The following is a 15,196-nucleotide window of genomic DNA, read 5'->3' as shown; positions in this document are numbered from 1 at the left end:
GAGAGTGCACTGATTCGAATCGCGGCAGGGATGTGACTCGGAGTTCGTGGACGAACGCCGGTATCGATGCACGCTCTCACCACGGGCTTTCACACGTTCTCAGAGCGGATGCCATGCAGAAAGGGGCCAAGGCTGCGACCGTGACCGGCCGATCAAGGGTGAGGACAGGGAAAGGAGACCCGCGAGACGGCTCACCTCGCCTCGTCGATGCCGCCCCTCGCCGAGCATCCAGCCTCAGCGGTTCCAGCTCCGGCGCACGCAGATTCAGCAGTCTCCGCTTCCGGACGTGGAGTCCCACCGGGCGCGATCCCGGGTTGCGCAGGCTCGGCGCCGGCAACCTCACCGGACGTTGCCCCAGAACACGCAACCTCACCGGACGCCTCCCCGGAAACCGCACCCTCACCGGATGCAGTCTCCGCAGTCGATGACATGGGGACGGTCACCTCGGCGAGGGACTGCTGATCACGCGCACGCCAGCGCCGTTCGAAGCGGATCGCGATGCCGGCGACGAGGAGCGCGGTGAGGGCGAGGAGGATCGCGACGATGACCGGCGCCCGGAATCCCCAGCCGAGGGCGATGACCGCCGCGCCGGCAGCGGGCCCGAGCGCATTGCCGACATTGAACGCTGAGGTGTTGACGCTGGCCGCGAGGGTCGGCGCCTCGGTCGCGATCTGGAACACTCGGGCGTTGAGGGCGCCGGCGATCGAGAAGCCGCTCGCCCCGACGAGGACCATCGCCACGATCGCCGCCCAGCCCACGTCGGCGACGAGCCACAGCGCGAACAGGCTGATCGCGAGTGCGGTGAGGCTGCCGACGATGTTGCCGAAGACGGTGCGGTCGGCGAGGCGGCCGCCGATGACGACCCCGATGAACGCGCCGACGCCGAAGGCGGCGAGCACACCGGGCACGAGGTCGTGCGAGAGTCCGGCGACCTGGGTGAGGAGCGGGGAGAAGTACGAGAAGGCGGCGAACACGGACGCCTGGAAGAGCGCTGTCGTGCCGAGTGCGAGCCAGATCCGCGGGCCCCGGAAGGCGACGAGCTCGGCGCGGATGAGAGTCGGGAGGTGAATGTCGGCGCGATGGTCCTCGACGGTCGCAGGGTCGTGGGCGCCGGTCGCAGGGTCGTGGGCTCCGGCTGCGGCTCCGCGCGCGTCGTTCGGTGTCGCTCGCGGGCGGGTGGCGATGGCGATGAGGATCGCGGCGAGCGCGGTGACGACGGCGACGGCCCAGAAGGTCGCGCGCCAGCCGAACTGCGTGCCGATCCACGTGCCCATCGGCACGCCGACGAGGTTCGCCACGGTGAGTCCGCCGACGAGGCTCGCGAGCGCCCGGCCGTGCACGGCGGGAGGCGCGATCCGCGTCGTGTGCACGGCGGCAACCGCCCAGAATCCACCGCACGCGATCGCGGAGAGGACGCGGCTGACCATGAGAACGGTGTAGTCGGGGGCAAGAGCGCCGAGGATGTGGAGCGCTGAGAAGGCGACGATCGTGATGATCATCGTCGCCCGGCGCGGAAGTTTGAGGGTGAGCAGGGCCATGGCGGGCGCCCCGACGATCATGCCGATGGCGAATCCTGTGATGAGGAGGCCGGCCTGTGGGATCGAGATGGCGAGGTCGCCGCTGATCGGCTCGAGGATGCCCGCGATCATGAACTCCGAGGTGCCGAGGCAGAAGATCACTGCGGCGAGCAGGTAGACCTGGCCGGGAACGCGCGGTCTCGGTTCGGGGGCAGCGGGCGCGGTGGCGTGGCCAGGGGTCTGGGCAGAGCCGGGGGCGGCATCAGCCGAGGCGCGGTCGGGGGTGGTCATGCTGTCCTGCTTTCGGTCGGCGGAGCGTCGTGCGGGGCGTCGTGCGGGGAGCGTCCGGCGGTCAGTGGAGCGTCGTGCGGCAGTAGCGCGACCGGCAGTCAGTCGAGCCTCGTTCAGTCGGCAGTAGGGGCGGGGCACGTCGCGCAGCGCGGGCACGCCGCCGGTGTCGGTGCGGTCAGGTGGACGAGGGCAGAGGCGCCGGAGTCACCGGAGTCTCCGGAATCACCGGAGTCTCCGCGGCCAGGGTGGTCACCCCGTCCGGGGTGCAGAGGCTTTCGACGAAGGTCCTGGCCTGGGCCTGGACGTTGTCGGCGGGCATGACGCGGGCGGCGATGCGAAGGCCGGCGAGCACGCTGTGGATGAGCTCGGCGGTGACGGCGGCATCGAGGTCCGGGCGGATGTGCCCCTCGGTCTGACCGCGGTCGAGAAGCGCGCGATAGGTCGCAAGCCACGCGGTGCGGTCGGGGTCGAGGATCGTGCACACGGCGTCGACCTCCCGGCCGAGTTCGGCGGCGGTGTTCGCTGAGAGGCATCCGGTGCGCTTCTCATCCGCGCACTGCTGCGCCAGAGCCCCGCCGAGGCGCTCGAAGACGAGCACCGGAGCCGGCAGTGTGCTCGTGCCCAGGTGCTCACGCAGTGGGATGCCCGTGGCCGTGTAGTCGCTGAGCGCGCGGAGGAAGACGGCGTCGAGGCTCTCGAATGTGTTGTAGAAGCTCGACCGGCCGATCCCGGCGCGCTCGCACACGAGTCCGACGTCCGTTCCCGCGTACCCGTGCTCGCTGAACACGGCGATCGCGGCGTCGATGACCGCCTGTTCGTCGAACGTCTTCTTCCTGCCCATGGCTCGAGCGTAGATCATTATGGACATTGGTGTCCAATAAAATTTCCCCATCGCCGAGGCGAGTGTACCCTGACAGCGGATGTCGTCATCAGCGTCGGCAGAGTTGGTCGATCAGTGCTGTGACCTCGCAGGACGGTCGGCAAATGGTGAGACGCGCAGTGAGAAGGGGCGGCACGAGTCGAGCGAGAGGTGAGACGCGATGAGTTCGCTGAGCGCAGGTGAGAAGCAGGCGATGCGGGAGAACGACGCGAACTGGAAGCTCGGCCTCCTCTATTTCTGTCCGCGGGATCCCGGCTTCCTCGTCCCGAAGAGATTCGGCGTCGGCTGGACGCTCAACTTCGGCAGCATCTGGACGCTCATCGCGCTCATCATCATCGTTGCCGTCATCGTCTGGGGCGTCGCGTTCTGACCCAACGCTGCCGGTGTGGGGTTGGAGCGCAGTGAACCCGAGCGCGGAGCGGCCGCCTACCCCTCCTCGCCTGAGTGCTCGAGGACGTGGTCGAGGACGGCGGCCTCGCTGATCTCGGCGTGCTTCGATGCGGTGAGGAGGGTGACGGTTCCCTTCTCCGCATACTCGCGCAGCGCCGCGAACGCCTCGGCGTGGTCGTCATCGTCGAGCTCCGCACGGTAGCGGCGGGAGAACTCCGCGAACTTCGCGGGGTCGTGGGAGTACCACTTCCGCAGGCTCGTCGAGGGGGCCACGTCCCTCAGCCACTCGGTGAGATCTGCTCGCTCCTTGCTCACTCCGCGCGGCCACAGGCGATCGACGAGGATGCGCGCCCCGTCAGCGGGGCTCGGCTCGTCATAGATCCGCCGGACTCGGACACTGTGCTCCGTCGCCATCGTGCTCCCTCACCTTCCATCGTCGCTCAGCCACCCAGTCTAGCTCTCGGCGCCACCCGGCCGCTTCTCGTCACCGACGCTCCGACCTGGGAGAACACCGGCGCGCGAGGGGTACGGGCCGGGCCGGCGAGGGGGTGCGGATTCGTCGGCCTGAGTCCACCTCACGGCGGCTTTCGCCGCGTATACTGACCGACCAAGGACGATTGTCGTCCGACCTCGCACTGTCGGGGCTCGCGGAAGAGGAGACGATTCAGTGACAACGCAGTATGGAAACCCTCCGGACAGCACGAACCCGCAGCACGTCCTCGAGCCGCCGTCGCAGTCGGGCGTCTTCCTCGTCGTCACCGTCAAGCCCGGTGCCGAGGACCATGTGCGCGACTTCTTCGGCGAGATCGGCGGCGTCATCCGCGCGGTCGGCTTCCGCGTCAAAGCGGCCGGCCTCAGCTGCGTGACCGGCATCGGCTCCGACCTCTGGGATCGTCTCTTCCCGCAGAAGCGCCCCGCGAAGCTCCATCCCTTCAAGGAGCTCAAGGGCGGCAAACACGTCGCCCCGTCGACCCCCGGCGACCTTCTCTTCCACATCCGCTCGGACCGGACGGATATGAGCTTCGAACTCACCCGCCAGCTGATGAGCAAGCTCGAGGGCTATGTCGATGTCGTCGACGAGGTCCACGCGTTCCGCTACTTCGACCAGCGCGACATCCTCGGCTTCGTCGACGGCACCGCCAACCCCGAGGACCAGCTCGCCGTCGACACCGTGTTCGTCGGCGACGAGGACCCGGACTTCACCGGCAGCAGCTACGTCATCGTCCAGAAGTACATCCACGATCTGCCGAAGTGGAACTCGATCACCGTCGAGGAGCAGCAGGACGCCTTCGGCCGCCACAAGCTCTCCGACATGGAGTTCCCCGACAAGGACAAGGCCCCCGACTCCCACATCGTGCTCAACACCATCACCGAACCCGATGGCACCGAGCGCAAGATCGTGCGCGACAACATGGTGTTCGGCTCCGTCGAGTCCGGCGAGTTCGGCACCTACTTCATCGGGTACGCCGCCGATCCGACGGTCACGGAGACGATGCTCGAACGGATGTTCCTGGGCGACGGCGACGCCACCCACGACCGGATCCTCGACTTCTCGACCGCGCTCACCGGCTGCCTGTTCTTCGTGCCCACCGCCGACTTCCTTGACAACCCCGCCTCGGTCCTCGGCTCGACCACGGAGTCGGGAACTCAGGTTGCGAGCACTCCGGGCGCGGGCGGCGACCACAGCGGCGGGGTCGGCACGGCGCCGAACTGACCGGCAGGAGAACCCGGTGGTGAGCGAGACTCCGACGGTGCGCCGGATCCTCCCCGGAGACCCCGCGCAGCTGAGTCTGCCCGAGGCCTTCGCCTTCCCGCAGGACCACGCGGCCCCGGCAGGTCCTGGGCAGTCCTGGGTCCGGGCGGTGTTCGTCGCCTCCGTCGACGGCGCCGCGACCGTGTCCGGGCGGGCCGGCGGTCTCGGCAACGCCACCGACCGGGCGGTCTTCGCTCTCAACCGCGCTCTCGCCGATGTCATCATCGTCGGCGCCGGAACCGCCCGCACCGAGGAGTACGGACCCGCCGAGGACGACCCGCAGTGGCGTGCGCTGCGGGCCGGCCGCAGTGCGACTGCGCCGCTCGCCGTCGTCTCCGAGAGACTCGCCCTCGACTTCACGGCACCGCTGTTCACCGACGCCCCGGCTGACGCCCGGACGATCGTCCTCACGAGCGAGTCCTCCCCGCTCGCGGCGCGGGAGAGGGCATCCGAGGTCGCCGAGGTGATCGTCGCCGGAGTCGATGCCGTCGACTTCGCCCTCGCCCTCGCTCAGCTGCGTGACCGCGGCTTCCACCGGATCGTCTGCGAGGGCGGCCCGAGCGTCTTCGCCGAACTCGTCCGCGCCGGGTGCGTCGACGAACTCTGCCTCACTCGTTCCCCTGAGATCGTCGGCGGGACAGGCACCCGCATCGTCCACGGGCCGACCTTCGATCCTCCGGTTCCCCTCGACCTCGCATCGGTGCTCGCCACCGACGACGGGTACCTCTATCTCCTCTACCGATTCCCCGCAGACAGCCGCTCGCTCAGGAGCCGACCATGACCGAGGCCCCACAGTCCCCCGAACCCCCGTCCGGGGCGGCCTCGACGCCGCGACCGGCCGACGGCGCGGAGATCGGGTCGCTCATCGCCGGCGTCTTCGGCCTCGTCTTCCTCATCGTCAACAGCGCCGGGTTCTCGACCTTCGGCCGGATCTTCGTCATCGTCCTCGGCATCGCGGCGTTCGCGGGAATCCTGTTCCTCGCCTTCCGCAGCCTCAGTCGCCGCCGGGGACAGCCCCGACCCGAGGGCGCGACCCCGTTCTCCCGCAGCTACTGGATCATCGTCGCCGTCGAAGTGCTCGCACTCTTCGGCGGCGCGAAGCTGCTCTCGGGTCTCGGCTACCCGGAGCTCGGCGTCGCGTGGGTGGCCGTCGTCGTCGGCACGCACTTCTACGCACTCGGGTACGTCTTCAGGCTCGGCCGCTTCCACGTCCTCGCCACCGTCGTCACGCTGCTCGGCGTCGCCGGATTCATCGCCTTCTTCGCCTCCGCCCCGGCATTCATTCCCGTGCTCGCCGGCGTCATTCCCGGCTTCGTCCTGCTCGCCTTCGCACTCTGGGCGCTCGCCCCCGCCGCCTCGGTGCCGGCCGCACGCGACGCGCAGCCCGAGGTTCCCGCCTGAGACTGAGGTTCCCGCCTGAGGCGGAAGCTTCCGGACGCAGAGTGTCGATCCGACGCCGCGGAATCGACACTCTGCGTCCGGAAGCCGGTGCGCGGCCTACGCCTCCCCGCCGGGTGCGGCACCCGAGGCGTCCCCGCCGGGTGTGCGGGGGCTGCGCACGCGCGGAGCGGGGAGGTCGGGGGCGGTGACGGCCGGCGTCTCGTCGAGGGCGGCGAGCACCTCGGCGATGCCCCGATAGAGCTGCGGATCATCGTCTCCGAACAGCTGCGCGGGATCGTGCTCGACCTCGATGTCCGGGTCGACGCCGTAGTTCTCGACGTCCCAGCCCTTGCCCTCGAGCCAGAACGCGTACCGCGGCTGGGTGATCCCGGTGCCGTCGACGAGGTCGTAGCGGCCGTCGATGCCGACGACCCCACCCCACGTGCGCACGCCGATGACCGGGCCGATGCCCTTGGCCTGCACGCGGGCGTTGATGATGTCGCCGTCGGAGCCGGAGAACTCGTTGGCGAGGAACACGACGGGACCGCGTCGGGTGTTCTCCGGATCCGGGGTCATCTCGTCGTAGCTGCGCACCGCACCCCACGCGATGACGCGGTCGGCGAAGCGCTCGGCGACGAGCGCGCTCGTGTGCCCGCCCCGATTGAACCGGACATCGGCGACGACGCCCTCGGCGGCCATCGCCTGCCGGATGTCGCGGTGGAGCTGCGCCCACCCGCCGGCCATCATGTCGGGGATGTGGACATAGCCGACGCGGCCCCCGGACTTCTCCGCCACGTACTCCCGCCGCGAGCGCACCCAGTCCTGGTAGCGCAGCTTCTCCTCGCTGCCGATCGGCACGACGGCGACCGTGCGCTCCCTGCGCCCGCGGCGCAGGGTGAGCTCGACGATCGTGTCCGCCGCCCCGACGAGCAGGGGGGCCGGCCCGAGGTCGGGGTCGACGCTCTGACCGTCCACCGCGACGATGACATCTCCGGGTGCTGCCCCGACCCCGGCCTGGCGCAGCGGCGATCGCGCCGCCGGTTCGCTCGTCTCACCGGGGAGGATGCGCGCGATCTCCCAGCCCTTGTCCGTGCGCGTGAGATCCGCGCCGAGGAAGCCGAGCCTCTTCGTCTCATCGCCGAGCGGCGCCGGCGGGGTGACATAGGCGTGGGACGTGTTGAGCTCACCGACGGTCTCCCAGAGGATGTCGACGAGGTCGTCGTGAGTGAGCGCCTTCGCCGCGACCCCGCGCCACCGCAGGGTCACGCCCTCCCAGTCGACGCCGTTCATGTCGGAGCGCCAGTAGTGGTCGCGCATGATCCGGGCGTTCTCCTCGAACATCTGCAGCCACTCGGCCCGTCGGTCGAGCTCGAACCGCAGCCGCCCGAGGTCGACGGCGACGTTCTCGTCGTCATCGGCTTCGACCTTCCGATTCGCCGGGCGCACCGTGACGTCGTCGCCGGAGCGGACGACGATGAGCTTGCCGTTGCCGGACACGCTGTAGTCATCGGCCTTGTCGACGACGGTGGTGAGCTTGCGCTTGGCGAAGTCGAAGTACTGGATGACCTCGGCGGCCTTCTCCCCGGTGTCCCCGGAGTGCTTGTCCCCGATCTCCCCGTCCTCGGCATCGCCGACGCGCATCCACAGGACCCCGCCGTCAGCGGCTTCGAGGTCGCGGAAGACACCCGAGGAGACGGGGAACGGCACGATCCGCTCCTCGGCGCCCTCGAGGTCGACATCGACGGTCGTCACCGCCTGGTCCCGCTCGGTCTTCGCCTTCTTGTCGTCCTCGGTGAGGTCGCTGATCGCCCAGCCGCTCGTGCTCGGGCCGAAGGGCGCCGGGTCGGTCGCCGACAGCGGGAGCAGCCACGGCCTCGTCACCCCGTTGAAGGAGAGGTCGAAGGAATGCTGGTTGTATGCGGGATCGAACGTCCGGTCGGAGAGGAAGACGACGTACTTCCCGTCCCGCGTGAACGCCGGGGAGTGGTCGTTGTACTTCCCCGTCGTCAGGGGCGCGCCCTCCCGCCCGGCCTTCACCTCGGCGATCATCAGGCGGTTGAGCTGCTCCTCGCCCTGCGTCGGCTGCGCCCACACGAGGTACCTCCCGTCGGGGGAGAAGCGCGGGGACGTCGCCTCCCCGAACCCGGAGTGCCCAACGACGTGCGTCCGGCCCCCGGAGACCTCGATGAGGCGCACGGTCCCGTCGTGGGAGATCGTCGCGAGCACCTTGCCCGCGGGATCGGCGGCCAGCGACAGCACCCGGCCGAGCGCTCCCGCCCCGATCCGCCGCGGCTCCTTCTCGCCAGCGAGGTCGCGGATCTCGATCGCGTCCTCGCCCTCGGCGTCGGTGACGTACGCGGCCTGCCCGGTGGTGCCGAGGACGACGGGCAGGCGCACCCGCACCGAGGAGTCCGCCGCGAGCGCCCTGGCCGGACCTTCGCGATGGGCGAGGTGGAAGGCCTTGCCCCGCCATTCGACCACCGCGGCGTTGCCCCCGTGATCAGGGGCGATGGCGCCGATTCCGGCGCTGGGATCGAGTGTGAGCGGCTGCACCTGCGTTCCCGGCAGGACGACGTCGAGGGTGCGAACGTCCGAATCGAGGCTGTCGAGGACCTTGATCTGCCCGCGTGAGTGCCACACGATCCGCGTCCCGTCGCTCGTGGCGTCCCGGACATAGCCCTCGGCCTCGGTCTGGTGGGTGAGCCGACGGGGCTCGCCGAGGCTGCCGGGAGTCCGCGTCGCCAGTCCGTCCCAGATCCACAGGTTCGCCTGCTCGCCTGCGTTGTCGGGGAACGTCGCCGCCCGATCCGAGGTGACGACGAGGGAATCGCCGATCCACAGGGGATCGGTCAGGGAGGCCTCCTCGTCGCGGAGCAGCCGCTCCCACTGCGCCCCGGCACCTGTGTCGTCGGCGGTCCGATCGAGCCACAGCCGCGGCGCGGTGCCGCCGCGGTAGCGCTTCCAGTGGGCGGGCGGCCGGCTGAACGGCGTCGACAGCGCACTCACCCCGGTGTGGTGCCGGGCGAAGCCCGAGGCCCGACCCCACGTCAGGCGCTCGACGTCACCGGTCAGGCTGACGGACTTGATGACATGGTTGCGGACCTCGGCCTCACCGGCGTTCGACCCGATGAGGATGTGCTCGTCGTCGGCCCAGCCGAGCATCGTCGTCACCGAGCCTCCCAACCAGGTGAGCCGGCGCAGGGCGCCGGTGGCCACCTCGGCGAGCATGAGCTCAGGATGGCCGTCGCGGAACGACACGAACGCGACATGGGTCCCGTCCGGGGAGATCCTGGGACTGCGCACGGGAGCATGATCCGAGGTCAGACGCCATGCGCGGCCTCCCTCGACGGGGACGAGCCAGACGTCGTCGTCGGCGGTGAAGGCGATGAGATCGCCACTGACATGGGGGTAGCGGAGATAAGTCACGTGATCCACATTACAACCGTGAATCCAGTCCCTGACCTGAGGAAACCCCATTGGCACCGCGCGAATAGAATGGGAGGCATGCCGACGCTCACTTCACTTCTCAACGACCGGTTCGCCGCGGCCCTCACCGCCGCCTTCGGGGAGGACTTCTCCGATCGCGACCCTGTCATCAGGAGCTCGCAGTTCGCCGACTTCCAGGCCAACGTCGCGCTGCCGCTGGCGAAGGAGCTGACGTCGAAGCCCCGCGACATCGCCGCCACGATCGTCGAGAACCTCGACCTCGACGGCGTCTGCGCACCCCCGGAGATCTCCGGGCCCGGGTTCATCAACCTCACGTTCCTGCCGGAGTTCCTCGCCACCGCGCTCGAGACCGGGGACGCCACCGCCGTCGACGCCCAGGCGACGCCGCAGACGGTTGTCATCGACTACTCGGCGCCGAACGTCGCGAAGGAGATGCACGTCGGCCACCTGCGCACGACCGTCGTCGGCGATGCGCTCGCCCGCACCCACGAATATCTCGGGGACACGGTCATCCGCCAGAACCACATCGGCGACTGGGGCACCCCGTTCGGCATGCTCATCGAACACCTTCTCGACGTCGGGATCGGCGAGACGACGGAAGCCGAGATCGCCTCCGACCCGAACTCCTTCTACCAGGCCGCGCGTGTGAAGTTCGACGGCGACGAGGACTTCGCGACCCGCGCCCGGGCCCGCGTCGTCGCCCTCCAGGGCGGGGATGCCGACACGCTGGCACTGTGGGACACCCTCGTCGGGTACTCGAAGACCTACTTCAACAGCATCTACTCCCTCCTCGACGTCACGCTGCGCGATTCCGACCTCGCGGGGGAGAGCACGTACAACGACGAGCTCGCCGATGTCTGCGACGAACTCGAGGCGAAAGGGCTCGCGTGGATCAGCGACGGGGCCCTCTGCGTGTTCCCGGACGGCTACAAGGGCCGCGACGGCGAACCCCTGCCGCTCATCATCCGCAAGTCCGACGGCGGCTACGGCTATGCGACGACCGACCTCGCCGCGGTCCGCCGCCGCGCCCGTGACCTGCACGCCGACCGGGTCCTCTACGTCGTCGGCGCCCCGCAGGCCCTCCACTTCGAGATGGTCTTCGCGACCGCCCGCGCCGCCGGCTGGATTCCCGAGGGCACGACCTTCGAGCACGTGAAGATCGGCAACGTCCTCGGATCCGACGGGAAAATCCTGCGCACCCGCTCCGGCGCCCCGCTGCGCCTGGCCGCCCTCCTCGAGGAGGCCGTGGCCCGGGCCAAGGTCACCCTCGAGGACTCGAGTGCCGACTTCGCCCCCGGTGAGGAGGACGAGGTCGCCGCGATCGTCGGCATCGGCGCGGTCAAGTACGCCGACCTCTCCGTCGCCCACGACACCTCGTACACCTTCGATCTCGACCGCATGCTCGCCCCGATCGGCAACACCGCCCCCTACCTCCAGTACGCCGGGGCGCGGATCCGCTCGATCCTCCGCCGGGCTGACGCGGAGGACGGGGCTCGCGCGTTCGCGACCGCGCCGATCGTCCTCGGTGAGCCGGCCGAACGCGATCTCGCGCTCGCGATCCTCGGGTTCCCCGATGTCGTCGCCGAGGTGGCCGCCGGGTCCGTGCCTCACCGGATGGCCGCGTACCTCTTCGACCTCGCGCAGTCCTTCACCGCGTTCTACGAGCAGTGCCCCGTCCTCGTCGCCGACACGCCTGAGCTGAGGAACTCGCGTCTGCGCCTGAGCGCGACGGTGCTTAAGGTCCTCGAGGCCGGACTCGGCGTGCTCGGCATCCGCGTGCCCGAGAGGATGTGAGCACGCCCGGCCGCCTGCCGGTGACGGGGATGGTGCCGTGGATCGTCGCGGGCATCGTCCTCCTCGCCCTCAATCTGCGCACTCCGATCATCGCGCCGACCGCGGTGCTCGGCGACATCCGCGCCGACACCGGTCTGAGCGCAGCCGGTGCCGGTCTCCTCACCGGTCTGCCTGTCCTCCTCTTCGCCCTCGCCACGCCGCTGGCGACGAAGACGATCCGCCGCCTCGGCGCCGAAGCCACCGTGCTTGCGTGTCTCACCGGGGTGCTCGCCGGCACCGTGCTGCGCTCGGTCGGGCCGACGTGGCTCGTGCTCACGGGCACGGCGATCATCGGGCTCGCGATCACACTCGGCAACATCGTCGTGCCCGTCATCATCCGCCGCGAGGTGCCGTGGAACCAGGTCTCCATGGTCACCGGCCTCTATTCGGCGACGATGAACATCGGCTCGATGGTCACGCTCATCGGCACCGGTCCGCTGGCCGCCCTCGTCGGCTGGCGCTGGGCGATCGGGCTGTGGGGGATCCTCGCGCTCGCGGGCCTCGGATTCTGGCTGCTCGTCCTCCGCCGGCGCAGACGTGCCGAGGCCGAGTTCGACGCTGGGTTCGATGTCGAGGTCGACGTCGAGCTGAAGCGCCCGCCGGAGCCGGGGAAGCGGCCGTGGCGGGAGGCGCCGCCGCAGTTCCGGGCGATCGTCGCCCTCCTCGTCATCACCTTCAGCGGCCAGTCGATCTCCTACTACACGACGACGACGTGGCTGCCGTCGCTGCTCGCCGACACCGAGGGACTCGCCGCCGGTGCGGCCGGCAGCACGGCCTCGCTCTTCCAGGTCGCCGCGATCCTCGGCGCCTTCGGCGTGCCGCTGCTCGCCGGACGGGCCCGCCCGTGGGTGCCCGTGGCGATCGTCGCCGTCCTCTGGCTGTCCCTGCCCGTCGGCCTCCTCCTCGCCCCGGATCAGTACGCGCTCTGGGCGATCACCGGCGGCATCGCGCAGGGCGGCGGTTTCACCGCGATCTTCTCGATCATCGCGCGTACCGCGGGCAGCGACGCACAGACCGCGTCCGCCTCGGCGCGCGTGCAGGGCGGGGGCTACCTCGCAGCGACCCTCGCCCCGCCGTTCGCCGGCTGGCTGGCGACGACGACCGGCGGATGGGTCGGACCCCTGCTGCTCGTGCTCGCCGCAACACTCGCGTTCACGGTCGCCGGCCTCCTCGCCGCCCGCCTCGCCGGACGCTTCACGCCCGGGGGACCCGCGGGTCGACGCGAGGTGCTCTGAGCATCGCCGACGGCGAAGTGCCGACCCGGTGCACAGGAGGGCTTGCCGACCGCGTAGAGTGAGACCCACGACACACCCGACCGTGTGGAGGAGACCGGCGCATCGCGGCGCCGGTGCGCCCTGACCCGAGGAGAACTATGACGGCCGATGTCCTCACTGCCCTGCGGGACGCGCTGCCCGCCGACGCCCTCGTCACCGATCCGGACTCGATGGACGCCTATCGCTGGGATCGGGCGAACGACCCCGGTGCCGGGATGCCGCTGGCGATCGTCCGCGCGACCTCGACCGCCGATGTCCAGGCCGCGATGCGCGTCGCGGCCGCCGCGAAGATCCCCGTCGTCCCCCGCGGGGCCGGTTCGGGGCTCTCGGGCGGCAGCTCCGCTGTCGAGGGCGGAATCATCGTCTGCCTCGACCGGATGCGCGAGATCGACGTCGACCCCGCGACCCGCATGGCCGTCGTCCAGCCCGGTGCCTTCAACGCCGAGGTCAAAGCCGCCGCTGCCGAACACGGTCTGTGGTACCCGCCGGATCCCTCGTCGTACGAGTTCTGCTCGATCGGCGGCAACGTCGCGACGAACGCCGGCGGACTGTGCTGCGTGAAGTACGGAGTGACGACGGACTACGTCCTCGGCATGACCGTCGTCCTCGCCGACGGCCGGGCGATCGAGCTCGGCGGTCCGCGGATCAAGGACGTCGCGGGACTCTCCCTGCTCAAGCTCTTCGTCGGCAGCGAGGGAACCCTCGGCATCATCACCGAGGTGACCCTGCGGCTCGTGCCCGCCCAACTGCCTCCGACGACCCTCGTGGCGACCTTCCCGACGCTCGAGGGTGCGACCCAGACCGTCCTCGACATCTGCGCGCAGATGCGCCTGTCGATGCTCGAGTTCATGGACCGCGCCTCGATCAACGCCGTCGAGGACGAGCTGAAGATGGGCCTCGACCGGGAGGCCGAGGGCATGCTCGTCATCCAGTCCGACGAGCCCGGCGAGTACGCCGCCGGTCAGATCGCCGTCGTCGAGCAGCTGTGCGAGAAGAACGGGGCGACCGAATGCTATGCCACCGATGACGCCGAGGAGGGGGAGGCCTTCGTCACCGCGCGGCGGATGGCGATCCCCGCCGTGGAGAAGAAGGGCACCCTCCTGCTCGAGGATGTCGGGGTGCCGCTGCCCCGCCTCGGCGACCTCGTCACCGGGATCGAGCGGATCGCCGCCGAGCGCGACGTCCTCATCTCCGTCATCGCGCACGCCGGGGACGGGAACACGCACCCGCTGCTCGTCGTCGACCCGACCGATCAGGCCCAGCGGGAGCGGGCGGACATCGCCTACGGCGAGGTCATGGATCTCGCGACCTCGCTCGGCGGCACGATCACCGGCGAGCACGGGGTCGGTCGGCTGAAGAAGCCGTGGCTGCCGGAGTACCTCGGCGCCGACGTCATGGAGCTCAACCACACGATCAAGCGCGCGCTCGACCCCGACAACATCCTCAACCCCGGGGCGATCTACGCCGACGGCTTCAGCCGGGCGGATGCGGCCGAACGACGGGTGGCCGAGCCGGAGGGCTGAGCTGCAGAGACGACTGCGCACTCAGGGGAACCTGAGATGCAGAGACGACTGACCTGCGGGGACGATTGAGCAGCAGAGACTGTGCAGCGGAAACGACTGAGCAGCGGAAACGACTGAGGCGGACCACCGGAGAGGTGGTCCGCCTCAGTCTTGGATGGCGCTGTGCTGAACAGTCAGCTCAGTGCTTCGCGTTGGAGTCCGTGGTCGGGTCGACGGCCGGCTTCGGAGTCGGGGTCGCCGGGGTGGCGGGAGCCTTCGACTCGGGCACCGGGGCCTGGCTGACGTTCGGGGTCGTGCCCTGGCGCGAGGCCGGGGTCGATCCGACGGGGCGGGCGTCGGCCGGACGGTTGTTCGGCAGCGGCGTCGACCAGGGGTCCTCGACCGGCTGGGCCTTCTTCCACACGTAGTAGCCGATGCCGGCGGCGGAGCCGACGACGAGCGTCCACACGAGGGCCTTCTTGCCGCCGCCGGACTTCTGCGCGGTCTCCTTCTGGATCCGCTTGCCGGCCTGCGCGAGGGCCTTGCGGGCCTTCTTCATCGCCTTCTTGTCACCGGTGAGGCGGACGGCGAGGTTGTCGATGAGCTGCGGGGTCTCCATCGCGGCGAGCGAGGTCGCGGCGGTGCCGGCGAACTTGCCGGCGCGCTCGGTGGCCTCGGGCCGGTAGGCTTCGATCCGGTCTGCCCAGTCGTGAACCTGCTGGTTCGCCTTCTCGGCGAGCGCCTCGACCTGGGGGCGGGCCTTCTCGGTGAATGCCTCGACGCGACCGTTGGCCTTATCGGCTGCCTCACGCAGTTTGGGAGCGGCGGCATCCGAGGCGTCGGCCAGGAAGCGGAGCGACGTCTTCTTCGCGGAATCGAGCTTCGACGCGAGCGGTTCCCGAGCTGGCTTCTTCGACATGAACATTCCC

At 70.0% G+C, this 15,196-nt stretch carries 12 protein-coding genes; 7 read left to right on the top strand and 5 right to left on the bottom strand.

Annotated features, from left to right (window positions below):
• Nucleotides 1-191: 191 nt before the first annotated feature.
• Together FFS20_RS03895 and FFS20_RS03890 are read right to left on the bottom strand one after the other, a co-directional pair.
• The gene (locus FFS20_RS03895; RefSeq protein ID WP_249356615.1) at nucleotides 192-1,808 is read right to left on the bottom strand and encodes an MFS transporter; all 1,617 of its coding nucleotides are present in this window, start codon (nucleotides 1,806-1,808) and stop codon (nucleotides 192-194) included.
• A 175-nt stretch (nucleotides 1,809-1,983) separates the two neighbouring features.
• Nucleotides 1,984-2,649, bottom strand: a complete 666-nt coding sequence (locus FFS20_RS03890; protein WP_137824609.1) for a TetR/AcrR family transcriptional regulator — start codon at nucleotides 2,647-2,649, stop codon at nucleotides 1,984-1,986.
• 199 nt (nucleotides 2,650-2,848) lie between these two features.
• Between FFS20_RS03890 and FFS20_RS03885 the strand changes: the two genes are divergently transcribed.
• A complete protein-coding gene (locus tag FFS20_RS03885) occupies nucleotides 2,849-3,058 on the top strand; it encodes a DUF5808 domain-containing protein (protein ID WP_137824608.1) in 210 nt (69 codons plus the stop codon).
• A gap of 56 nt (nucleotides 3,059-3,114) precedes the next feature.
• On the opposite strand, the gene FFS20_RS03880 is transcribed toward FFS20_RS03885, so the two are convergent.
• Nucleotides 3,115-3,492 (bottom strand): DUF488 family protein, encoded by a 378-nt coding sequence (locus FFS20_RS03880; RefSeq protein ID WP_137824607.1) that lies wholly within the window; start codon nucleotides 3,490-3,492, stop codon nucleotides 3,115-3,117.
• Between the two features lie 253 nt (nucleotides 3,493-3,745).
• On the opposite strand from FFS20_RS03880, the gene FFS20_RS03875 reads away from it, so the two are divergent.
• Genes FFS20_RS03875 through FFS20_RS03865 form a run of 3 tightly spaced genes read left to right on the top strand, consistent with a single transcriptional unit; the run spans nucleotide 3,746 to nucleotide 6,232 of the window.
• Nucleotides 3,746-4,792, top strand: a complete 1,047-nt coding sequence (locus tag FFS20_RS03875; protein WP_137824606.1) for a Dyp-type peroxidase — start codon at nucleotides 3,746-3,748, stop codon at nucleotides 4,790-4,792.
• Between the two features lie 19 nt (nucleotides 4,793-4,811).
• On the top strand, nucleotides 4,812-5,612 hold the full coding sequence (locus tag FFS20_RS03870) for a pyrimidine reductase family protein (protein WP_137824605.1): 801 nt from the start codon (nucleotides 4,812-4,814) through the stop codon (nucleotides 5,610-5,612).
• Nucleotides 5,609-6,232 carry a hypothetical protein gene (locus FFS20_RS03865; protein ID WP_171006971.1) on the top strand — a complete coding sequence of 208 codons (624 nt, stop codon included), beginning with the start codon at nucleotides 5,609-5,611 and terminating at the stop codon, nucleotides 6,230-6,232. Before FFS20_RS03870 ends, FFS20_RS03865 begins: the two co-directional genes overlap by 4 nt.
• Before the next feature lie 96 nt (nucleotides 6,233-6,328).
• Here the strand turns inward: FFS20_RS03865 and FFS20_RS03860 are convergent, their stop codons facing one another.
• Nucleotides 6,329-9,637, bottom strand: a complete 3,309-nt coding sequence (locus FFS20_RS03860) for a S41 family peptidase (protein WP_137824604.1) — start codon at nucleotides 9,635-9,637, stop codon at nucleotides 6,329-6,331.
• A 78-nt stretch (nucleotides 9,638-9,715) separates the two neighbouring features.
• Here FFS20_RS03860 and argS point away from each other — a divergent pair, with 78 nt between their 5' ends.
• The 3 genes from argS to FFS20_RS03845 all read left to right on the top strand — a co-directional run bounded on the left by argS (nucleotide 9,716) and on the right by FFS20_RS03845 (nucleotide 14,288).
• The gene (gene argS, locus FFS20_RS03855; protein WP_137824603.1) at nucleotides 9,716-11,452 is read left to right on the top strand and encodes an arginine--tRNA ligase; all 1,737 of its coding nucleotides are present in this window, start codon (nucleotides 9,716-9,718) and stop codon (nucleotides 11,450-11,452) included.
• Nucleotides 11,449-12,726, top strand: a complete 1,278-nt coding sequence (locus FFS20_RS03850; RefSeq protein ID WP_349290510.1) for an MFS transporter — start codon at nucleotides 11,449-11,451, stop codon at nucleotides 12,724-12,726. Before argS ends, FFS20_RS03850 begins: the two co-directional genes overlap by 4 nt.
• A 137-nt stretch (nucleotides 12,727-12,863) precedes the next feature.
• Nucleotides 12,864-14,288: an FAD-linked oxidase C-terminal domain-containing protein gene (locus tag FFS20_RS03845; RefSeq protein WP_137824602.1), complete on the top strand. Its 1,425-nt coding sequence runs from the start codon at nucleotides 12,864-12,866 to the stop codon at nucleotides 14,286-14,288.
• A 178-nt stretch (nucleotides 14,289-14,466) separates the two neighbouring features.
• Here the strand turns inward: FFS20_RS03845 and FFS20_RS03840 are convergent, their stop codons facing one another.
• Nucleotides 14,467-15,186 carry a hypothetical protein gene (locus FFS20_RS03840; protein WP_249356610.1) on the bottom strand — a complete coding sequence of 240 codons (720 nt, stop codon included), beginning with the start codon at nucleotides 15,184-15,186 and terminating at the stop codon, nucleotides 14,467-14,469.
• Nucleotides 15,187-15,196: the final 10 nt, after the last annotated feature.

The sequence above is a fragment of the Brevibacterium sp. 2SA genome (assembly GCF_005502845.1).
Lineage (GTDB): Bacteria > Actinomycetota > Actinomycetes > Actinomycetales > Brevibacteriaceae > Brevibacterium.
Note: the sequence above shows the minus strand (reverse complement) of the source record. Positions and strands in the feature narration are given on the sequence as shown.